Origin of the sequence: Rubrivivax sp. A210 (assembly GCF_904426505.1) — a bacterium.
Lineage (GTDB): Bacteria > Pseudomonadota > Gammaproteobacteria > Burkholderiales > Burkholderiaceae_C > Rubrivivax.
The window spans coordinates 772,392-793,011 of sequence record NZ_CAJGBN010000001.1; the positions used below are offsets into that span (position 1 = coordinate 772,392).

Sequence of the window (20,620 nt, forward strand, 5' to 3'; positions counted from 1 at the left end):
GCCATGGCACGTATGGTTCAGTGTACTTATCTCAAGAAGGAAGCCGAGGGGCTCGGGTTTTCTCCCTATCCTGGTGAACTCGGCAAGCGCATCTATGACCACATCAGCAAGGAGGCCTTCGAGATGTGGAAAAAGCACCAGACCATGCTTGTCAACGAGAACCGCCTCAATCTCGCCGATGCGCGCGCCCGCCAGTATCTGGCGCGGCAGATGGAGCAATTTCTGTTCGGCGGCGATGCCGACAAGCCTGCAGGGTTTGTGCCACCAGCGGCCTGAGGCTAACCTCTGAACTCCGGCGGGTTACCCAACAATCCCGGCATCGCCACTACGGCGGATCGGCAGTTTCCAGCCGCGCCGCACCCGGACTAACCCGCAGCAACCGGCACCACAAAGTAACGATTTGTCGGCAGCCGACTGGAAGATACTCGAATCCAGGTTATAGTTACTGGGTACATAACCTTCAAGGAGTTTTCCACATGTCCCAGCCCACCATCGCCGAACTGCTGGCCCAGAAGGCCGCCCTCGAAAAGCAGATTGCCGATGCCCAGCGCAACGAGCGCGCCGACGCCGTTGCCAAGGTGCGCGCGCTGATGGCCGAATATGGCCTCACGCTGGCCGATATCGGCAGCAAGGCCGCGCCGGCACCGAAGGCCGCCGGCAAGAAGGTCGCCGCCAAGTACCGTAATCCCGCCTCCGGCGACACCTGGTCGGGCCGTGGCCTGCAGCCCAAGTGGCTGAAGTCGGCGCTCGCCGGCGGCCGTTCGCTGGCCGATTTCGCGGTCTGATTCCCCGCTGCACCGGGCCTCGCAGTCCAAGCCCGGAGCAGGCACGATGGAAACCCCGGCCCCAGGGCGCAGCCGCATCGAGCAGCTGAACCACGCCAGCCGCCTGACGATGCGGGCCGCCCTGGTCGGCCTCGCGGCCCTTGTGCTTTCCTACGCCGGGCAACTCGGCCTGGCCATGAGCCCCTGGAACGCCATCGCGCTGCCCGCCGGCCTGGCCATAGGTGCTGGCTGGCGCTGGGGCCGCTGGATGCTGCCGGCCGCCGCCGCCGGCGTTGCTCTGGCCCTGCTGGGCACCGGCGCGCCCTGGGGCGCCGCGGGGCTGGCTGCCGTCATCGTGGGCGGCGCTCCACTGCTGGTGAACCTGCTGCTGCAGCAGTTCGGCTTCGACGCCCACCTCGAACGCCCCATCGATCTGCTGCTGGTGGCCACCGTCGTGCCGCTGGCCGGCGCCCTGCCCTCGGCCCTGCTGGCCGCCTCCTGGGCCACCGCAGCCACCGGCCGCTCGCCGCTGGTGAGCGTCGTCACGGGCTTTTTCATTCTCGGTGTCGGCATGGTCGGCGTGGCACTCGCCACGTTGGCCGCCGACCGCAGCGCGCTGCAGCATCTGCAGCCTGGTGCGCCACGCCGCGCCGCCGCGCTTGGTGTGTTGTCCGTGCTGGCGATGCTGGCGTTGCTGGCGCTGGCGCCCATGGCCCGCTCGCCAGTGGCCGCGCTCGCGCTCTTCGCGCCCCATGTGGTGCTGGCGGCGCTGGCGCTGCGGGGGCAGCTGGTCATCGCCGCCGCCGGCCTCATCCTGGCCGGCCTGATGGGCGCCGGACAGGCCCGCACCGGCCTGTCGCTGTGGTCCACCGACGGCAGCGTGCAGGCGGCGCTGGCGGCCTGGATAGGCTCGGCGCTGGCCGTGCTGCTCCTGTGCCACGCCGCCCGTGTCGACTGGCGCGGGCGCAGCCAGCGCTGGGAATGGGCGCTCGACGGCTCGCGCCTGGGCGTCGCCGACTGGCATCTGCAGCGCAACGAGAACTTCGCCTCGGGCGCCTGGCGCACCCTCACCGGCCATGGCGACCGCCAATGGACGCCGCAGCTGTGGCAGCAGCAGGTACACGCCGACGACCGGCCGCGCCTGGCCGAGGCCATTGCCTCGCTCGCCAGCGGCGCCGCCGGCCGCGGCCAGTTCGAGTTGCGCATGGCCGACGCCAGCGGCTGGCGCTGGCTCGAGGCCACGCTGATGGTGATCGAGCGCGACGGCAGCGGCGAGCCGGTGCGCCTGCTTGCCACCCTGGCCGACGCCCACGAGCGACATGTCGCGCAAGAGCGCCAGCTGATGTCGGTGAGCCTGTTCCAGCATCTGCATGAAGGCCTCCTGATCACCGACGCCGACCTGCGCGCGCTGGACGCCAACCCGGCCTACACCCAGATCCTGGGCGTGCCGCGCGAAGAGCTGCTGGGCAGCGTGCCCTCGCTGCTGCGCCCGGCGCCGGCCGACCCGGTGGCGCGCCAGCAGCGCGCCGCGATGTGGGCCGGCCTGCGCGACAACGGCAGCTGGCGCGGCGAACTGCTGGAACGCCGCCGCAGCGGCGAGTTCTGCACCCTGCAGGCCACCATTTCCACCGTGCTCGGGCCCCAGCTCGACCTGCGCTACCACGTCCTGGTGATTTCCGACATCACCCAGCAGCAGCAGCAGCGCGAACAGCTCGAGCGCCAGGCCCATTTCGACGAACTCACCCGCCTGCCCAATCGCGCCCGGTTGTCCCAGCTGCTCGACGACGCCATGCGCGCCGCCGACCGCGACGGCTACCTGCTCGTCGTCTGCTACCTTGACCTCGACCGCTTCAAGCCCGTCAACGACCGCTTCGGCCACGCCGCCGGCGACCGCCTGCTGGCCGAGCTGGCCGGCCGCATGCGCAGCGCACTGCGCAGCCGCGACAGCTGGGCCGACACCGCGGCCCGCCTGGGTGGCGACGAGTTCGTGCTGCTGCTGCGCGCCGGCACGCTCGAAGAAGCGCGCCTGGCCGTCGACCGCGTGCTGCGCGTGGTCTGCCAGCCCTATGTCGTCGACCCCGAGCACGACCCGGTGCAGGTCACGGCGAGCATGGGCGCCACCATCTACCCGCTGGACCGCAGCGACGCCGACACCCTGCTGCGCCACGCCGACCACGCGATGTACGGTGCCAAGCAGGCCGGCCGCAACTGCTGTCACTTCTTCGACCCCGAGCACCGCCGCCGCAACGAAGAACGCGTGATGGCCATAGGCCGCGTGCAGGAGGCGCTGGACAAGCAGGAGTTCGTGCTCTTCTACCAGCCCAAGGTCGACATGAAGAGCGGGCTCGTGCTCGGCTTCGAGGCCCTGCTGCGCTGGGACCACCCGCAGCACGGCCTGGTCGCGCCGATGCAGTTCCTGCCCCTGATTGAGCACACCGGCCTGTCGTCGCGCATCGGCGACTGGGTGCTGGCGCAGGCGCTCGAACACCTCTCGCAATGGCGGCGCAACGGCCTCGATATCTCGGTCAGCGTCAACATCTCGGCCCGCCACCTGCAGGAGCCCGATTTCGCGCTGCGCCTGTCCGAGTTGCTGGCCCGCCACGAAGACCCGCTGGCCGAACACCTCGAGCTGGAAATGCTGGAAACGGCGGCCCACGAGGACATCGACGCCACCTCGGCCCTGGTGGCGCGCTGCCAGAGCATAGGCGTGCGCTTCGCGCTCGACGATTTCGGCACCGGCTACTCCACCCTCACCTACCTCAAGCGGCTGCCGGTGGACGTGCTCAAGATCGACCGCAGCTTCGTCCATCACATGCTCGACGACGCGCAAGACCGCGCCATCGTCGAGGGCGTGATCGGCCTGGCACGCACCTTCGGCTGCACCGTGGTGGCCGAGGGCGTCGAATCGCCGGCGCAGGCGCGCACCCTGCTCGACCTGGGCTGCCAGATCGGCCAGGGCACGGGCATTGCCGCGCCCATGCCCTCGGCCCTGGTGGCCGGCTGGGTACACGACTACCGCGGCGTCTTCACGCTGGCGCCGGCCGCCGGCGCCGAGCCCGGAGCGGCGGCCAGGGCCTAGCCTAGACTTCGCCGGTGATTCCACCGGGCTTCGTACAAGAACTGCTGTCGCGCGTCGACGTCGTCGACGTCGTCGGCCGCCATGTCGAACTGAAGCGCGGCGGCGCCAACCTGATGGGGTTGTGCCCCTTCCATGCCGAGAAATCGCCCAGCTTTTCGGTCAATCCGGCCAAGCAGTTCTATTACTGCTTCGGCTGCGGCGCCGGCGGCGACGCCATCCGCTTCCTCACCGAGCACCTGGGCCTGAGCTTCGTCGAGGCGGTGCGCGACCTCGCCCAGGGCGCGGGCATGCAGGTGCCCGAGGAAGAGGTGAGCCCGGCCGAGCGCGAGCGCCGCGACACGTTGCGCCAGCGCCGCCACACCATGGGCGAGCTGCTCGAGCGCGCCGCCGTCTTCTACCGCGGCCAGTTGCGCGGTGCCGCCGGCGCGGTGGACTACCTCAAGCGGCGCGGCCTCACCGGCGCCATCGCGGCGCGCTTCGGCCTCGGCTATGCGCCACCGGGCTGGCACACGCTGGCTGGCGTCTTCGCAAACTATGACGACCCGCTGCTCGAAGAGGCCGGCCTGGTGCGCGCCCGCGAGGACGATGGCGAGGCGCCGGCCAAGGACCGCAGCCGCTGGGACTGGTTCCGCGACCGCATCATCTTTCCCATCCGCGGCGTCGGCGGCGAGGTCATCGGCTTCGGCGGGCGGGTGCTCGACGACGGCAAGCCCAAGTACATCAACTCGCCCGAGACGCCGCTGTTCAGCAAGGGGCGCGAGCTCTACGGCCTTTTTGAGGCGCGCCAGGCAGTGCGCGAGAAGGGCTGCGTGCTCGTCGTTGAAGGCTATATGGACGTGGTGGCGCTGGCGCAGAACGGCTTTGCCAATGCGGTGGCCACGCTGGGCACGGCCTGCACGGCGGACCATGTGCAGAAGCTTTTCCGCTTCACCGACGCCGTGGTCTTCAGCTTCGACGGCGACGCTGCCGGCCGCCGCGCTGCCGGCCGCGCGCTCGAGGCGGCGCTGCCCCACGCCAGCGATCTGCGCTCGGTGCGCTTCCTCTTCCTGCCACCCGAGCACGACCCCGACAGCTATGTGCGCGAACTCGGCGCCGCCGCCTTCGAGCAGGCCCTGGCCGAGGCCGTGCCTCTGTCGCTGCAGCTCATCGAGCAGGCCGCCGAAGGCGCCGACCTCGCCACCGCCGAGGGCCGCGCACGCATGCTGGCCCAAGCCAAGCCGCTGTGGCAGGCCCTGCCCGACGGCGCGCTCAAGCGCCAGCTGCTGCCCGAGCTGGCACGCCGCGCCCAGCTGGAGCTGAGCGACCTGCAGGCGCTGTGGGGCGAAAAGCCGGCCCCGGTCAAGCCCCCCGAGCGCCAAGGCCCGCTGCGGCTGATCCGGCGCGGATCGCTACGCATGGCGCCGGCCGGGCCGGCCGACATCGCGGTGCGCCTGCTGCTGCAGCATGCGGACTGGTGGGATCAGCTCGACGGCGACGACCGCCAGATGCTGCATGAGCTCGGCGGAGTCCACGGCGACATCGTGCGCTGGCTCGAGCGCGACATCGAGGACCACGGCCCCCGGACCTGGGCCACGCTGAACACGGCCCTGGAGGACGAACCGTTCGCCGACCCCGCGCGGGCCTGGGTGCGCGCCGGCCTGGGCGACGAGGACTACAAGCTCGACGGGCTGCAGCAAGTCGTCGCCGAACTGTGGCGCGAACTGCTCAAGCAGGAGGCCGACGCCATCGCCGCCGCCGCGCCCACGGCCGAGGATCTGCAGCGCTACAAGGCCATCATGGAACAGATTGCGGCGATCAAGACGACCCGCCTGCACCGGCCGCGATAGGCCCCGCAGCCGTGGTGCGCGGTATAATCCGCGGTTTATCGCAGCGGCAAGAGTGACAGCAGCAAGTCCTTCGAGATATTCGGGCCCCGACCACCCTCGCCAAGGGTTCTACAGGTCAAGCCAACCCGAGATCGACTCGCAAGGGCTGCCCATCGGATGAGTTCACGCGAACTTGCCAGCTCGACATGTGCGAGCCATCGCGCAGCGCCCTCGCCGGGCCGTGCGTCATGGCTGAAAGTTCCCGCCATTGTGGCCGGCTCCTTGCAGAGCCGGGCTGGTCGGGTTGTTTCCGGCGCATGTCGACACTCGCCCCTCTTATTGCAAGGACTCGCATGACCGCCAAGAAGCCCGCCGCCCCGACCGCCGCCGAGCCCACCGCCCAACCGGACGCCAAGCCTTCGGAAGCCAAGACCAAGCAGCCGGTCGAGCCCAAGGCCGCCAAGGCGGCCAAGCCCGCAGCGGCCGAGAAGGACACCAAGCCCGCGGCCAAGGCACCGGCCAAGACCGCCGCAAAGACTGCCCCCAAGGCGGCCGAAGGCGCAGAACCGGCCAAGGCTGCCAAGACGGCGAAGGCCGCGGCGCCGGCCAAGGCCGCAGAAGCTGCCACGCCGGCCAAGGCCGCCAAGGCTGGCAAGGCCGCAGCCAAGAAGACCACCGAGTCTGCCAAGAAGGGCGCGCCCCCGGCCGAGGAGGTTGACCTCGCCGACATCGAGGCCGATCTCGAAGGCGAGGTCGAGGTCGAGGCGGAAGCCGGGGTTGAGGTCGTCGAAGGCAAGGAAGTCAAGGCCAAGCCGCTGCGCATGAAGGTCAGCCGCGCCAAGGAGCGCGCGCTGATGCGCGAGTTCGGCCTCGACGAGACCGCGCTCACCGAAGAAGAAGCCACCAAGCGCCGCCAGGAGCTCAAGACGCTCATCAAGATGGGCAAGACGCGGGGCTTCCTGACGCACCAGGAGATCAACGATCACCTGCCCGAGAAGCTGGTCAACGAGGAAATCCTCGAGGCCATCGTGTCCATGCTCAATGACATGGGCATCGCGGTCTACGAACAGGCGCCCGACGCCGCCACGCTGCTCATCGCCGGCGGCGGCACCAGCACCGCCACCGAGGAAGAAGCCGAAGAGGCCGCCGAGGCCGCGCTGTCCACGGTAGACAGCGAGTTCGGCCGCACCACCGACCCGGTGCGCATGTACATGCGCGAGATGGGCACGGTGGAACTGCTCACGCGCGAGGGCGAGATCGAGATCGCCAAGCGCATCGAAGGCGGCCTGCAGGCCATGATGCTGGCCATCAGCGCGAGCCCGACGACGATTGCCGAGATCCTCTCGATGGCCGACAAGATCGCCGCCGGCGAGATGCAGATCTCCGAGGCGGTGGACGGCTTCATCAGCAGCGACGAGGCTGACGACTACGTCGCCGAGGAAGACTTCGACGAGTTCGACGAGGAAGACGACGACGACGGCGCAGGCGGCAGCAAGGCGCTGACCAAGAAGCTCGAAGAGCTGAAGAAGCAGGCGCTGGAGAAGTTCGCCACCCTGCGCCAGCACTTCGACCGCATGCGCAAGGCCTACGAGAAGGAAGGCTACAAGACGCCGACCTACAACAAGGCCCAGCACCAGATCAGCGAAGACCTGATGACGATCCGCTTCACGGTCAAGACGATCGAGAAGCTCTGCCACATCCTGCGCAGCCAGGTCGACGACGTGCGCCGCTACGAGCGCGAGATTCGCCGCATCGTGGTCGACAAGTGCGGCATGCCGCAGGACCACTTCATCAAGACCTTCCCGCCCAATGTGATGAACCTGAAGTGGGCCGAGAAGGAGATCGCCCTCGCCAAGCCCTACAGCCCCATCCTGCAGCGCAACCTGCCCGCGGTGCAGGAGCTGCAGACCAAGCTGGCCGACCTGCAGAGCCGCGCCGTCGTGCCGCTGGACGACCTGAAGGAAATCAACAAGAAGATGAACGAGGGCGAGAAGGCCTCTCGTGACGCGAAGAAGGAGATGATCGAGGCCAACCTGCGCCTGGTGATTTCCATCGCGAAGAAATACACCAACCGCGGCCTGCAGTTCCTTGACCTCATCCAGGAAGGCAACATCGGCCTGATGAAGGCGGTGGACAAGTTCGAATACCGCCGCGGCTACAAGTTCAGCACCTACGCCACCTGGTGGATCCGCCAGGCCATCACGCGGTCCATCGCCGACCAGGCGCGCACCATCCGCATCCCGGTACACATGATCGAGACGATCAACAAGATGAACCGCATCTCGCGCCAGCATCTGCAGGAGTTCGGCTACGAGCCCGACGCGCCGACGCTGGCCGAGAAGATGGAGATTCCCGAGGACAAGATCCGCAAGATCATGAAGATCGCCAAAGAGCCGATCTCCATGGAAACGCCGATCGGCGACGACGACGACAGCCACCTGGGCGACTTCATCGAGGACACCAACAACGTGGCCCCGGTCGACGCCGCCATGCAGGCCGGCCTGCGCGACGTGGTGAAGGACATCCTCGACAGCCTGACCCCGCGCGAGGCCAAGGTGCTGCGCATGCGCTTCGGCATCGAGATGAGCACCGACCACACGCTGGAAGAAGTGGGCAAGCAGTTCGACGTGACGCGCGAGCGCATCCGCCAGATCGAGGCCAAGGCCATCCGCAAGCTCAAGCACCCGAGCCGCTCGGACAAGCTGCGCACCTACCTGGACAACCTGTAATCAGGTTGGCCGGGTAGGTGGCGCCGTAGGCGCGGCGATGGCGCAGCCAGCGCCACGCAGCCTGCGCCGAAGGCACAAGCTGCGCACCTACCTGGACAACCTGCAATCAGGTTGGCCGGAGCATCCCTGTCGGCTGTAAGCCGGGTGCATCGTCTCGTGCGCTAGCCTCGCTGCGCCAGTGGGCGCCCGCCCGCCGGCGCATCCATCGCACGAGGACTCCCATGAAGACCCACCACGCCGCGGCGCTTGCCGCGCTGGCGCTGCTGTGCAGCCAGGCCGCCACGGCCGCCGACAGCAAGGACGAGCAGATGAAGAAGCTGGCCGCCACCGCCGGCTGCGTCACCTGCCACAGCATCGAGCCGGGCAAATCCGGCCCCGATGGCCTGGCCCCGGTGGGCCCGGCCTGGAAGGACGTCGCCGCCAAGTACAAGGGCGACAAGAAGGCGCTGCAGGCCCTCACCCACACGGTGATGGAGGGCTCCAACCCCTACAACAGCCACTGGAAGGGCAAGGTCAGCGGCCTGGCCATGCCGCCCAATGCCGTGGCCATCAAGGAGGCCGACGCCAAGAAGCTGGTCAGCTGGATCCTGGCCCTGCCACAGTGAGCCCCGCGGCGGCGGGTGCCAGCCACCCCGCCGTCGTAGGCGCTTTTTTGGACGCAGCTGGGCGCGGCTACACTTTCCCCCGATGACCCGCATCTCAGACCGCACCGTCCTCTTCGCCGATCTGCGCGGCAGCACGGCGCTGTTCGAGACCCTGGGCAATGCCGAGGCGACCTCGGTCGTCACGCACTGCATCAATGCGCTCGGCGTGCCCGTCGCGGCCCAGGGCGGCCACGTCGTCAAGACCCTGGGCGACGGCCTGATGGCCGTTTTCGAAGGGCCGACAGCGGCCGTGCAGGCGGCCATAGGCCTGCACGACGTGCTTGACAGCATCGTCTCGCGCAGCAGCGAGCGCGGCGCCTCCACCGGCCTGCGCGCGCTGCGCCTGCAGGTGGGCGCGGCGCGCGGCGAGGTGGTCGAGATGTCGGGCGACTGCTTCGGCGACGCCGTCAACGTGGCGGCGCGCCTGCTCGACCACGCCGGCGACAACGAGACCCTGGTCACGGTCGAGGTGCTGCAGGGCCTGACGCTCGATCTTCGCTCGCGCTTTCGCAGCCTCGACCGCCTGGTGCTGCGCGGCCGCGTCGAGCCGGTGCAGGTGCATGTGATGGGCGGCCGCCGCGGCGCCGGCGATCTGGCGGTGACGCAGTTCGGCGATGTCGGCATGGTGATGGAGCCCGACGGCCTGCGCCTGATGTGGGGCGGCCAGCAGCGTGTCTTCGCCAGCCAGCAGATGCCGGTGGTGCTGGGCCGCAGCCCGCAGGCCACCTTCTGCGTCGACGACTCGCGCGTCAGCCGCTCGCATGCGCGGGTCGACTGGCACAGCGGCAGCTTTCAGCTCACCGACCTCAGCTACAACGGCACCTATGTGCGCTTCAACGACGGTGAGATCGTGAGCCTGCGCCGCGGCAGCTGCACGCTGCACGGCAGCGGCATGGTCGGCCTCGGCGGCACGCCCAGCGACCCGGGATCGGCCTGCGTCTCCTTTGACGTGCTGCGCTTCGCCGAGACCCAGCCGCAACTGCCGACCGATTTCCGCTGAGCGATGCAGACCCCCGTTTCCCGGCCCGCCCGGCCTCGCTGCGCGGTGGGCGGATGAGCTTCCGCCCCGAACCACCCTACCGCCATGGCCAGGGCGCGCGCACCGCGGTGCTGCTCGTCAACCTGGGCACGCCGGAAGCTGCCACCGCGCCGGCGCTGCGCCGCTACCTGGCCGAGTTCCTGAGCGACCGGCGCGTGGTGGAAATCCCGCGCCTGGTCTGGTGGCCCATCCTGCACGGCATCATCCTGCGCACGCGGCCGGCGAAGTCGGCGGCCAAGTACGCCAGCGTCTGGATGAAGGAAGGCTCGCCGCTGGCCGTCTGGACCCAGCGCCAGACCGCCGCCCTGGCCGCGCGGATGGCAGCCGACGGCAGCCAGGTTCTCGTGCGCCACGCCATGCGCTACGGCCAGCCCGCCGTGCCCGAGGTGCTGGACGCGCTGCGCGCCGAGGGCGCCACGCGCGTGCTGGTGTTGCCGCTGTACCCGCAATATGCAGCCGCCACCACCGCCAGCGTGGCCGACAAGGTGATGCAGTGGGCACAGCAGGCGCGCTACATGCCGGAGCTGCGCTTCGTCGGCGAATACCACGACGACCCCGGCTATATCGAGGCCCTGGCCGCCCGCCTGCGCGCCCACTGGCAGGCCCACGGCCGCGCCGAGCGCCTGGTGCTCAGCTTCCACGGCCTGCCCGAGCGCAGCCTGCACCTGGGCGACCCCTACCACTGCCAGTGCCACAAGACGGCACGCCTGCTGGCCGAGGCGCTGGGCCTGGCGGCGGGCGAGGTGCAAGTCACCTTCCAGAGCCGCTTCGGCAAGGCCAAGTGGCTGGAGCCCTATACCGAGCCGACGCTGAAGGCGCTGGGCGCCCAGGGCGTGAAGTCGGTCGACGTGATGTGCCCCGGCTTCGTTGCCGACTGCCTGGAGACGCTGGAAGAAATCGGCCAGGAGGTGCGCGACGCCTTTCTCGGCGCCGGTGGCGAGAGCTTCCGCTACGTGCCCTGCCTCAACGACGACGCGGCCTGGATCGCCGCACTGGCTGCCCTGGTCGAGCGCCATCTGCAGGGCTGGGACACGCGCAGCAGCCCCGACCCCGCCACGCTGCGCCAGAGCCGCGAACGCGCCCTGGCGATGGGCGCCAAGGCCTGAACGGCCGACAGGCGAGATGAAGACCAAGCCTGGTGCCTCGAATGCGCCCGCCGCGACACCCGGCCTGCGCCTGGACAAGTGGCTGTGGGCGGCCCGCTTCCACAAGACGAGGGCGCTGGCGGCCGACGAGATCGCCCACGGCCGCGTCAGCGTCAACGGGCAAGCCGCCAAGGCCTCGCGCGAGGTGCGCGTGGGCGACCGCATCGAGCTGCGCCAGGGCCCGCTGCTGCGCACGCTGGACGTGCGCGGCCTGAGCGCACTGCGCGGCCCGGCCCCGGTGGCGCAGTTGCTCTACGAGGAGACGGCGGAGAGCATCGCCGTGCGGCAGAAGGCCGCCGAGCAGCGCCGCCAGGGCGTGGAGCCGGCCAGCAGCATCGAGCAGGGGCGGCCGACCAAGCGGGATCGGCGCCAGTTGGCCGACTGGCAGCGCTGGAGCGCCAGCATCGACGAGCGCTGAAACCCCGCTGACCGCGCGGTTTCGACAAATGTGACCGTCGGGCCCTTGAAGCCGGGGCCGCCATCCCCATGTCCGCCCCAGTCCTTCCACAAGCAGCCATGACACAAACCCCCGACCAGAACCCGGCGGCCCCGGAAGCCGCGCCCGCAGACCCCGCCAACGCCCCCGCCACCGCGGCCACCCCGCCCACCCTCGAAGCGCAACTGGCCGAACTGCAGGCCCGGCACGCCGAAGCCTCCGACGCCTTCCTGCGCGCCAAGGCCGAGGCCGAGAACACGCGCCGCCGCGCCGACGAAGAAGTGGCCAAGGCGCGCAAGTTCGCCATTGAGGCCTTTGCAGAAAGCCTGCTGCCGGTGAAGGACAGCCTGGAGGCCGCCATCGCCATCCAGAATGCCACGCCCGAGCAATTGCTCGAAGGCACGCACGCCACGCTGCGCCAGCTCAGCCAGGCGCTCGAGCGCAACCGCGTGGTGCAGATTGCGCCCCCCGCCGGCACCCGCTTCGACCCCCACCAGCATCAGGCCATCAGCGTCGTGCCGGCTGAGCAGGAGGCCAACACCGTGGTCGCCGTGCTGCAAAAGGGCTATCTCATCGCCGAGCGCGTGCTGCGCCCGGCCCTCGTCACGGTGGCCGCGCCCAAATAGCGTCGTCCACAGCGCCGCGCCCTTGAAAGCCGGCCACTTATCCACAACTCCAAGACAGCGAAACCACTCCCTCGGAGAAAAGACATGGCAAAGATCATCGGCATCGACCTGGGCACCACGAATTCGTGCGTGGCCATCATGGAAGGCAACACCACCAAGGTGATCGAGAACAGCGAAGGTGCGCGCACCACGCCCTCCATCATTGCCTACCAGGAGGACGGCGAGGTGCTGGTGGGCGCCAGCGCCAAGCGCCAGGCCGTCACCAACCCGCGCAACACGCTGTACGCGGTCAAGCGCCTGATCGGCCGCAAGTTCACCGAGAAGGAAGTGCAGAAGGACATCGACCTGATGCCCTACAAGATCGCCGCGGCCGACAACGGCGACGCCTGGGTCGAGGTGCGCGGCAAGAAGTTCGCGCCGCCGCAGATCAGCGCCGAAGTGCTGCGCAAGATGAAGAAGACCGCCGAGGACTACCTGGGCGAGGAAGTCACCGAGGCCGTCATCACGGTGCCGGCCTACTTCAACGACAGCCAGCGCCAGGCCACCAAGGACGCCGGCCGCATCGCCGGCCTCGAGGTCAAGCGCATCATCAACGAGCCCACCGCGGCGGCCCTGGCCTTCGGCCTCGACAAGCACGGCAAGGGCGACCGCAAGATCGCCGTCTTCGACCTCGGCGGCGGCACCTTCGACATCAGCATCATCGAGATCGCCGATGTCGACGGCGAGAAGCAGTTCGAGGTGCTGTCCACCAACGGCGACACCTTCCTCGGCGGCGAGGACTTCGACCAGCGCATCATCGACTACATCGTGGCCGAGTTCAAAAAGGAACAAGGCGTCGACCTGACCAAGGACGTGCTGGCGCTGCAGCGCCTGAAGGAAGCGGCCGAGAAGGCCAAGATCGAACTCAGTAACAGCACCCAGACCGACGTCAACCTGCCCTACATCACGGCCGACGCCACGGGGCCCAAGCACCTCAACATCAAGCTCACCCGCGCCAAGCTCGAGAGCCTGGTCGACGAGTTGATCGCGCGCACGATCGAGCCCTGCCGCATCGCCGTCAAGGATGCCGGCGTCAAGCTCACCGAGATCGACGACGTCATCCTGGTCGGCGGCATGAGCCGCATGCCCAAGGTGCAGGAGAAGGTGAAAGAGTTCTTCGGCAAGGAGCCGCGCAAGGACGTCAACCCCGACGAGGCCGTGGCCGTGGGCGCCGCCATCCAGGGCCAGGTGCTGGCCGGCGACCGCAAGGACGTGCTGCTGCTCGACGTGACGCCGCTGTCCCTGGGCATCGAAACGCTCGGCGGCGTGATGACCAAGATGATCAAGAAGAACACGACCATCCCGACCAAGTTTGCCCAGACCTTCAGCACCGCCGACGACAACCAGCCGGCGGTGACGATCAAGGTCTACCAGGGCGAGCGCGATCTGGCGGTGGGCAACAAGAGCCTGGGCGAGTTCAACCTCGAAGGCATCCCGCCGGCGCCGCGCGGCCTGCCGCAGATCGAGGTCACCTTCGACATCGACGCCAACGGCATCCTCCACGTCAGCGCCAAGGACAAGGGCACGGGCAAGGAGAACAAGATCACCATCAAGGCCAACTCGGGCCTGTCCGAGGCCGAGATCGAGAAGATGGTCAAGGACGCCGAGGCCAATGCGGCCGAGGACGCCAAGAAGGTCGAACTGGTGCAGGCGCGCAATGCCGCCGACGGCATGATGCACTCGGTGAAGAAGAGCCTGGCCGAGCACGGCGACAAGCTGGATGCGCCCGAGAAAGAGAAGATCGAGGCCGCCATCAAGGACGTGGAGGCCGCGCTCAAGGGCGACGACAAGGCCACCATCGAGGCCAGCACCGAGAAGCTGATGACCGCAAGCCAGAAGCTGGGCGAAAAGATGTACGCCGACGCCGCGGCCGCAGCCGGTGCCGAAGGCGCTGCCGCCGGGCCCCAGGCGGGTGCCGAGGCGCCCAAGTCCAAGCCCGCCGACGACAACGTGGTGGACGCCGACTTCAAGGAAGTGCGCAAGGGCTGAAGCCCCTGCCGCGCCGCGTTCGAGGCCCCGGAGCAGTCCGCGGCCCTGAACGCGGCGGTTTCATTTCTAGCTGGCACCTGAGGGAACCATGGCCAAGCGCGACTTCTACGACATCCTGGGCGTGGCCAAGAATGCCACCGACGACGACATCAAGAAGGCCTACCGGCGCCTGGCGGGCAAGCACCACCCCGACCGCCACCAGGGCGACGACGCCAAACAGGCCGAGGAGAAGTTCAAGGAGGCCAAGGAAGCCTACGAGATGCTCTCCGACCCGCAAAAGCGGGCCGCCTACGACCAGTACGGCCACGCCGGCGTCGACCCCAATATGGGCGCCCGCGGCGGCGCCGGGCCCGAGGGCTTCGGCGGCTTTGCCGAGGCCTTTGGCGACATCTTCGGCGACATCTTCGGCGGCGGCGGCGGCGCCACCGGCGGCCGCCGCACGGGCGGCGGGCAACAGGTCTACCGCGGCAGCGATCTCAGCTACGCGATGGAGATCACGCTGGAGGAGGCCGCCTTCGGCAAGGACACGCAGATCCGCGTGCCCACCTGGGAGACCTGCGACACCTGCAAGGGCAGCGGCGCCAAACCCGGCACCAGCCCCAAGACCTGCACCACCTGCAATGGCGCCGGCACGGTGCATCTGCGCCAGGGTTTCTTCAGCATCCAGCAGACCTGCCCGCACTGCCACGGCAGCGGCAAGATCATCCCCGAGCCCTGCATCACCTGCAGCGGCGCGGGCAAGATCAAGAAGCAGAAGACACTGGAAGTGAAGATCCCCGCCGGCATCAACGAGGGCATGCGCATACGCTCGGCGGGCAATGGCGAGCCGGGCACCAATGGCGGCCCGCCGGGCGACCTGTACATCGAGATCCGCGTCAAGCAGCACGAGATCTTCGAGCGCGACGGCGACGACCTGCACTGCTCGGTGCCGGTGGGTCTGACCACCGCCGCGCTCGGCGGCACGCTGGAAGTGCCCACCCTGGGCAGCAAGGCAGAAATCGACCTGCCCGAGGGCACCCAGCACGGCAAGACCTTCCGCCTGCGCGGCAAGGGCATCAAGGGCCTGCGCTCGAGCTATCCGGGCGACCTCTACTGCCATGTGGCCGTGGAGACGCCAGTCAAGCTCACCGAGCACCAGCGCAAGCTGCTCAAGGAACTCGACGAGTCCTTTCGCAAGTCGGGTGACCGCCATTCGCCCAATGCCAAGAGCTGGACCGACCGCGTGAAAGACCTGTTCAAGTAGCCGCCGTGGGCGGCCGATACACCGGCTGGGGCATCCAGGCCCCCGCCGCCATGCCTCCCGCCAGCCCTAGCGCCATTGCTTGCACCCGCAGAGCCACCCTCCGCTCGGGGAGCGCCACGCCGTGATCGACCGCGACATCCACCTGGCGCGGGCGCTGCTGGTCGAGGGCAACGCCATGCTGCGCAGCGTGGCCGCGGTGCAGTTGCGCGACACCGGCGTCGGCCAAGTGACGACGGTCAGCCGCGTCAAGGAAGCGCGCCTGGCCATCGAGCGCGAACACTTCGACATCGTCATCTGCAACCGCGAGTTCGAGGGCTCGGACGACAACGGCCAGGACTTGCTCGACGAACTGCGGCGCGAGGGCCAGTTGCCGCACTCCACCGTCTTCCTGATGGTCAGCTCGCAGGCGACCTACCTGCAGGTGGTCGAGGCGGCCGAGGGCGGGCTGGACGGCATCCTGGTGCGCCCCTATACCGGCGCCCTGCTCGCCGAACGCCTGATGGAAGCACGCCGCCGCAAGCGTGAGCTGGCCGACGTGCTGCAGGCCCTGGACAGCGGCCAGACCGAGGTGGCGCTGGCGCGCGCCCTCAAGCGCTTCCAGGAGAAGAAGGACTACGCCGTCTACTGCGGTCGCCTGGTGGCCGAGCTGCTGATGCGGCTGAACCGGCCCGAGGACTCGCACAAGGTCTTTGCCAAGCTGGCCGAGCCCAAGCAGGCAATCTGGGCGCGGCTGGGCATGGCGCGTGCCGAGATTGCCGCCGGCGACCTGGCGCAGGCGCGCAAGAGCATCGCCTCGGTGCTGGCCGACGACCCTGGCTCGGCCGACGCCCACGACCTGGCCGGCCGCATCCTGGTCGAGCAATGCAATTTCGACGGTGCGCTGGACGAATACCGCCAGGCCGCCAACATCACCCCCGGCTGCCTGCTGCGGGCCCAGCACGCCGGCGCGCTGGCCTTCTACCAGGGCCAGGGCGCCGAGGCGCTGAAGTTTCTGGAACGTACCGTGAGCATGGGCCTGCAGTCGCGCCTCTTCGACGCGCTGAGCCTGTTGCTGCTGGCACTGCTGCGCCTCGACTCCGGCGATGCACAGGGTGTGATCGCAGCGCGCGAGCATCTCAAGCGCCTGCGCCTGCGCGCCCCCGAGGTTCAGCGTCTGGCGCGCTTCGGCCTCGCCATCGACGTGTTGACGGGCCTGGCCGGCGCCTCGCCCGAGGCTGCGCTGGCACCCTTCGAGGCCCTTGCGGCCCAGGTCGGCGACGACGACTTCGACCTCGAGGCCGCCAATATGCTGCTGGCCACCGCGGCCCGCATGCGAGCCGGACTGCGGGCCGCAGAAGCCCAGGCCGCGATGGTCGAGCGCATTGCGCTGCGCTTTTGCGTCTCCAAGGCCATGACCGAGGTGCTGCTGGCCTCGGCCCGCCGTGCCGAACCGGCGCAAAGCCAGATCCGCACCGCCCAGGCCCAGGTGCTGGCGCTATCGGCCCAGGCCATGGACGATTCGCTCAAGGGCGATCAGGCGGGGGCAGCGCGGCGCTTGCTGGAAGCGGGCGAGCGCACGCTCAACGCCAAGCTGCTGGAAATGGCCGGCGTGCTGGCGCGCCGCAACGCCGCCGCGATACCCGAGGCCCAGGCGCTGATGGCGCGCTCGGCCGAGTTGCTGAAGAAGAGTTGCCAGGCCACCAACCATATCGCCGGCATCCAGCGCGCAGGCCACTCGCTGGGTGGCCTGAAGCTGCGCGGGCGCACCGATGACAGGCCCGACGCGGTGGTGGTGTAGCGCCGGCCCAGCCACCTCCAGCATCGCCATCACGGTCACTCGGCCGGATCAGAACAGCTCGCCCTGCCCCGCCACTCTCGGGGGCGGCCGGAAGAGCGAGAAATCGAAGCCGGCGCGCTCACGGTCCAGGCCAAGGCGGGCACAGGCCGCCACAAAGCGGCGCCGCAGCAGTTGCGCCCAGACACCCTGCCCCGTCATGCGGCTGCCGAAGCGGCTGTCGTTGTCCTGGCCGCCGCGCATCTCGCGCACGCGCGCCATGATGCGCGCCGAGCGCTCGGGTACATGCTGCTCGAGCCACTGCTGGAACAGCGGATTCACCTCCCAGGGCAGGCGCAGCACGATGCTGAAGGCCGAACCCGCCCCGGCATCGGCGGCGGCCTGCAGGATGCGCTCGAGTTCGGGCTCGTTGAGGAAGGGGATCACCGGCGAGACGCTCACCCCCACAGGCACGCCGGCACGCGCCAGGGCCTCGATGGTGCGCAGACGGCGTTGCGGCGCGGCGGCGCGGGGTTCGAGCTTGCGCGCCAGTTCGCCATCCAGCGTGGTGATGGAAACATAGACCGCCGCCATGCGCTGGGCCGCCATGGGTGCGATGAGGTCGAGGTCGCGCTCGACCAGGCTTGCCTTGGTGATGATGGAAAACGGATGGCGGGCCGCGGCCAGCACCTCGATGACCCCACGCGTGATGCGCAGCCGCCGCTCCACAGGCTGGTAGGCGTCAGTGACCGAGCCGATGTTCAGCTGCAGCGGCGCATAACCGCGCGCCGAGATCGCCTCGCGCAGCCTCTCGGCGGCGTTGACCTTGGCGACGATGCGCGTCTCGAAATCCAGCCCCGGCGAAAGATCGAGATAGCTGTGCGTGGGCCGCGCATAGCAATAGATGCAACCATGCTCGCAGCCGCGGTAGGGGTTGATGGAGAGGTCGAAGCCGATGTCGGGCGAATCATTGCCCGAGAGGATGCGGCCCACCTTCTCTTCGAAGACCTGGGTGCCGGGGGCCGAACGCGCCTCGGCCACGCCTTGCGCCAGCGTGCCCCAGCCGTCGTCGCAGGCCTCGCGGCCTTCGCGGCTGTAGCGGTGGGCCAGTGCCCAGGCGGTGCCTCTGCCCTTGAGGGCGCCCACCGGCGCCACAGCCAACCAGGCGTCGGCCGCAGGGGATGATGCGGGTTCTGGTGCAGCTTCGAAAGGCATGCTGTAAATATATACAGCCCCATTTCACCCCGCAAGGCCGCTGCCGCCCACCCCGGCGACACCAGGGTCAGTATTCGCTGCCGCCCCCGCTGCTGCTGCCGGGCGCCAGGTTGTCGAACTTGGTCAGCGGCTTCAGGAAGGTCAGCTTGACCGTGCCCACCGGGCCGTTGCGCTGCTTGGCGATGATGATCTCGGCCACGCCCGGCTCCTTGCTCGCTTCCTTGGTGTAGTAGTCGTCGCGGTAGATGAACATGATGATGTCGGCATCCTGCTCGATGGCACCCGACTCGCGCAGGTCGCTCATCATCGGCCGCTTGTCGGTGCGCGTCTCGACGCTGCGGTTGAGCTGCGACAGCGCGATCACCGGGCACTGCAACTCCTTCGCCAGGGCCTTGAGTCCGCGCGAGATCTCGCCCAGTTCGGTGGCGCGGTTCTCATCACTGCCGCCGCTGCCACTCATCAGCTGCAGGTAGTCGATGACGATCAGGCCCAGGGTGCCACCGAACTGCCGCGCCATGCGGCGGGCGCGTGCGCGCAATTCGCCGGCATTGAGACCGGCGGTCTCGTCGATGAACATCTGCACCTTGCCCAGGCGCTCCACGGCCTCGGCCAGGCGGCCCCATTCGTCATCGGCCAGGCGGCCGGTGCGCAGGTGCTGCTGGTTGATGCGGCCCAGCGACCCCACCATGCGCAGTGCCAGCTGCGAGGCACCCATTTCCATCGAGAACACCAGCACCGGCAGCTCTTCCTTCACCGCGACGTGCTCGGCAATGTTGAGCGCGAAGGCGGTCTTGCCCATCGAAGGCCGCGCGGCCAGCACGATGAGATCGCCCTTCTGCATGCCGGCGGTCATGCTGTCGAGGTCGTAGTAGCCGGTGCGCACGCCGGTCACGTCCTCGGCGCCGTTCTCGGCCAGCTCGTTGACGCGGTCCAGCAGCGAGACCACCAGCTTGTCCATGCCCTGGAAGCCCTGGCGCTGGCGCGAGCCCTCCTCGCCGATCTCGAGGATCTTGCGCTCGGCCTCGTCGAGGATCTGGGCCACCTGGCGGCCCTCGCGGTTGAAGGCGGTGGTGGCGATCTCGTCGCTGGCCGCCACCAGCTTGCGCAGCACGGCGCGCTCGCGCACGATCTCCGCATAGCGCCGCATATTGGCGGCACTGGGCACGCTCTGCGCCAGCGCATTGAGATAGGCCAGGCCGCCGCAGTCGTCGGCGCGGCCGCTGCTCTGCAACTGCTCGAAGACCGTGATCACGTCGGCCGGCCGGCTGTGCTGCACCAGGGCCGCGATGGCGCCGAAGATCAGGCGGTGCTCGTAGCGGTAGAAGTCGGTCTCGGCCAGCAGCTCGGCGGCGCGGTCCCAGGCCAGGTTGTCGAGCAGCAGGCCCCCCAGCACGCTCTGCTCGGCCTCCACAGAATGTGGTGGCACGCGCAGGCGGGCGATATCGTCGTCGCGGGTCGGGGCGCTGTCGCGCGGGTCGATCAGGGTGCTCATGGTTTCGACGCTGGTGGAGGCTGACTGCCGTCTCGGCAGCTTAGTGCAAGGCTCGGAGGCGCCTGTGGGCAAGCCTGTGGATCGCCGGTGTGCGGCCTGTGGGAATGCGCGGCCCGCAATGAAAAAGGCCGGCTGACAGCCGGCCTTTGGTGCGCGAGGGCGGGGCTCAGTCGACCTGGGCCACCACCTGCACCGTCACCTCGACGACGACATCGCCGTGCGGCGCCACCGACACCGTGTGCTCGCCCACATTCTTGAGCGGGCCGTTGGGCAGGCGCACCTGGGCCTTGGCGATGGCCGTGCCGGCCTTGCTCAGGGCCTCGGCGATGTCGGCATTGGTGACCGAGCCGAACAGGCGGCCGTCGACGCCGGCCTTCTGCGCGATGCGCACCGTCTTGCCGGCGAGCTGCTCGCCCACGGCCTGGGCAGCAGCCAGCTTGGCAGCGGCGGCCTTTTCGAGTTCGGCGCGGCGGCCCTCGAATTCCTTGATCGCGGCCTCGGTGGCGCGGCGCGCCAGCTTGGTCGGGATCAGGAAGTTGCGGGCATAGCCCTGCTTGACCTTGACCACGTCGCCCAGATCACCGAGCTTGGCCACCTTGTCGAGAAGAATCACTTGCATGGC

16 protein-coding genes are annotated in these 20,620 nt (G+C 69.0%); 13 read left to right on the forward strand and 3 right to left on the reverse strand.

Annotation, left to right across the window (positions count from 1 at the left end; translation table 11 throughout):
- Window positions 1-3 precede the first annotated feature (3 nt).
- From JMV16_RS03315 to JMV16_RS03375, 13 genes are all read left to right on the forward strand, one after another.
- Window positions 4-276, forward strand: coding sequence for an oxidative damage protection protein (locus JMV16_RS03315; RefSeq protein ID WP_201492708.1), 273 nt, complete (start codon window positions 4-6; stop codon window positions 274-276).
- Between the two features lie 200 nt (window positions 277-476).
- Window positions 477-785 carry an H-NS family nucleoid-associated regulatory protein gene (locus JMV16_RS03320; protein ID WP_201492709.1) on the forward strand — a complete coding sequence of 103 codons (309 nt, stop codon included), beginning with the start codon at window positions 477-479 and terminating at the stop codon, window positions 783-785.
- A gap of 46 nt (window positions 786-831) precedes the next feature.
- Window positions 832-3,843 (forward strand): GGDEF domain-containing phosphodiesterase, encoded by a 3,012-nt coding sequence (locus JMV16_RS03325; protein WP_201492710.1) that lies wholly within the window; start codon window positions 832-834, stop codon window positions 3,841-3,843.
- 14 nt (window positions 3,844-3,857) lie between these two features.
- Entirely contained in the window at window positions 3,858-5,669 is a 1,812-nt protein-coding gene (gene dnaG, locus JMV16_RS03330; RefSeq protein WP_201492711.1) for a DNA primase, read from the forward strand.
- Window positions 5,670-6,001: 332 nt separating this feature from the next.
- Complete coding sequence (rpoD, locus tag JMV16_RS03335) at window positions 6,002-8,377, forward strand: RNA polymerase sigma factor RpoD (RefSeq protein ID WP_201492712.1); 2,376 nt, start codon at window positions 6,002-6,004, stop codon at window positions 8,375-8,377.
- A gap of 221 nt (window positions 8,378-8,598) precedes the next feature.
- Window positions 8,599-8,982 carry a c-type cytochrome gene (locus JMV16_RS03340; protein ID WP_201492713.1) on the forward strand — a complete coding sequence of 128 codons (384 nt, stop codon included), beginning with the start codon at window positions 8,599-8,601 and terminating at the stop codon, window positions 8,980-8,982.
- An 82-nt stretch (window positions 8,983-9,064) separates the two neighbouring features.
- On the forward strand, window positions 9,065-10,021 hold the full coding sequence (locus tag JMV16_RS03345; RefSeq protein ID WP_201492714.1) for an adenylate/guanylate cyclase domain-containing protein: 957 nt from the start codon (window positions 9,065-9,067) through the stop codon (window positions 10,019-10,021).
- Window positions 10,022-10,074: 53 nt separating this feature from the next.
- The gene (hemH, locus tag JMV16_RS03350; RefSeq protein ID WP_201492715.1) at window positions 10,075-11,166 is read left to right on the forward strand and encodes a ferrochelatase; all 1,092 of its coding nucleotides are present in this window, start codon (window positions 10,075-10,077) and stop codon (window positions 11,164-11,166) included.
- 16 nt (window positions 11,167-11,182) lie between these two features.
- Entirely contained in the window at window positions 11,183-11,623 is a 441-nt protein-coding gene (locus JMV16_RS03355) for an RNA-binding S4 domain-containing protein (protein WP_201492716.1), read from the forward strand.
- A gap of 98 nt (window positions 11,624-11,721) precedes the next feature.
- The gene (gene grpE, locus JMV16_RS03360) at window positions 11,722-12,267 is read left to right on the forward strand and encodes a nucleotide exchange factor GrpE (protein WP_201492717.1); all 546 of its coding nucleotides are present in this window, start codon (window positions 11,722-11,724) and stop codon (window positions 12,265-12,267) included.
- Between the two features lie 39 nt (window positions 12,268-12,306).
- A complete protein-coding gene (dnaK, locus tag JMV16_RS03365; RefSeq protein ID WP_255511408.1) occupies window positions 12,307-14,295 on the forward strand; it encodes a molecular chaperone DnaK in 1,989 nt (662 codons plus the stop codon).
- A gap of 88 nt (window positions 14,296-14,383) precedes the next feature.
- A complete protein-coding gene (gene dnaJ, locus JMV16_RS03370) occupies window positions 14,384-15,538 on the forward strand; it encodes a molecular chaperone DnaJ (protein ID WP_201492719.1) in 1,155 nt (384 codons plus the stop codon).
- Between the two features lie 121 nt (window positions 15,539-15,659).
- On the forward strand, window positions 15,660-17,315 hold the full coding sequence (locus tag JMV16_RS03375) for a response regulator (protein ID WP_201492720.1): 1,656 nt from the start codon (window positions 15,660-15,662) through the stop codon (window positions 17,313-17,315).
- A 48-nt stretch (window positions 17,316-17,363) separates the two neighbouring features.
- Here JMV16_RS03375 and JMV16_RS03380 read toward each other — a convergent pair whose 3' ends face one another.
- The 3 genes from JMV16_RS03380 to rplI form a co-directional block, all read right to left on the reverse strand.
- The gene (locus JMV16_RS03380; RefSeq protein ID WP_201492721.1) at window positions 17,364-18,506 is read right to left on the reverse strand and encodes a PA0069 family radical SAM protein; all 1,143 of its coding nucleotides are present in this window, start codon (window positions 18,504-18,506) and stop codon (window positions 17,364-17,366) included.
- Between the two features lie 67 nt (window positions 18,507-18,573).
- Entirely contained in the window at window positions 18,574-19,998 is a 1,425-nt protein-coding gene (gene dnaB, locus JMV16_RS03385) for a replicative DNA helicase (protein WP_201492722.1), read from the reverse strand.
- A gap of 166 nt (window positions 19,999-20,164) precedes the next feature.
- Window positions 20,165-20,617: a 50S ribosomal protein L9 gene (rplI, locus tag JMV16_RS03390; RefSeq protein WP_201492723.1), complete on the reverse strand. Its 453-nt coding sequence runs from the start codon at window positions 20,615-20,617 to the stop codon at window positions 20,165-20,167.
- Window positions 20,618-20,620 lie beyond the last annotated feature (3 nt).

Coding starts and splice junctions, on each gene's coding strand:
- rplI (WP_201492723.1), bottom strand. CDS start 20,617: ATGCAAGTGATTCTTCTCGACAAGGTGGCCAAGCTCGGTGATCTGGGC.
- dnaB (WP_201492722.1), bottom strand. CDS start 19,998: ATGAGCACCCTGATCGACCCGCGCGACAGCGCCCCGACCCGCGACGAC.
- JMV16_RS03320 (WP_201492709.1), top strand. CDS start 477: ATGTCCCAGCCCACCATCGCCGAACTGCTGGCCCAGAAGGCCGCCCTC.
- JMV16_RS03355 (WP_201492716.1), top strand. CDS start 11,183: ATGAAGACCAAGCCTGGTGCCTCGAATGCGCCCGCCGCGACACCCGGC.
- rpoD (WP_201492712.1), top strand. CDS start 6,002: ATGACCGCCAAGAAGCCCGCCGCCCCGACCGCCGCCGAGCCCACCGCC.
- JMV16_RS03380 (WP_201492721.1), bottom strand. CDS start 18,506: ATGCCTTTCGAAGCTGCACCAGAACCCGCATCATCCCCTGCGGCCGAC.
- JMV16_RS03325 (WP_201492710.1), top strand. CDS start 832: ATGGAAACCCCGGCCCCAGGGCGCAGCCGCATCGAGCAGCTGAACCAC.
- hemH (WP_201492715.1), top strand. CDS start 10,075: ATGAGCTTCCGCCCCGAACCACCCTACCGCCATGGCCAGGGCGCGCGC.
- grpE (WP_201492717.1), top strand. CDS start 11,722: ATGACACAAACCCCCGACCAGAACCCGGCGGCCCCGGAAGCCGCGCCC.
- JMV16_RS03345 (WP_201492714.1), top strand. CDS start 9,065: ATGACCCGCATCTCAGACCGCACCGTCCTCTTCGCCGATCTGCGCGGC.
- JMV16_RS03315 (WP_201492708.1), top strand. CDS start 4: ATGGCACGTATGGTTCAGTGTACTTATCTCAAGAAGGAAGCCGAGGGG.
- dnaJ (WP_201492719.1), top strand. CDS start 14,384: ATGGCCAAGCGCGACTTCTACGACATCCTGGGCGTGGCCAAGAATGCC.
- JMV16_RS03340 (WP_201492713.1), top strand. CDS start 8,599: ATGAAGACCCACCACGCCGCGGCGCTTGCCGCGCTGGCGCTGCTGTGC.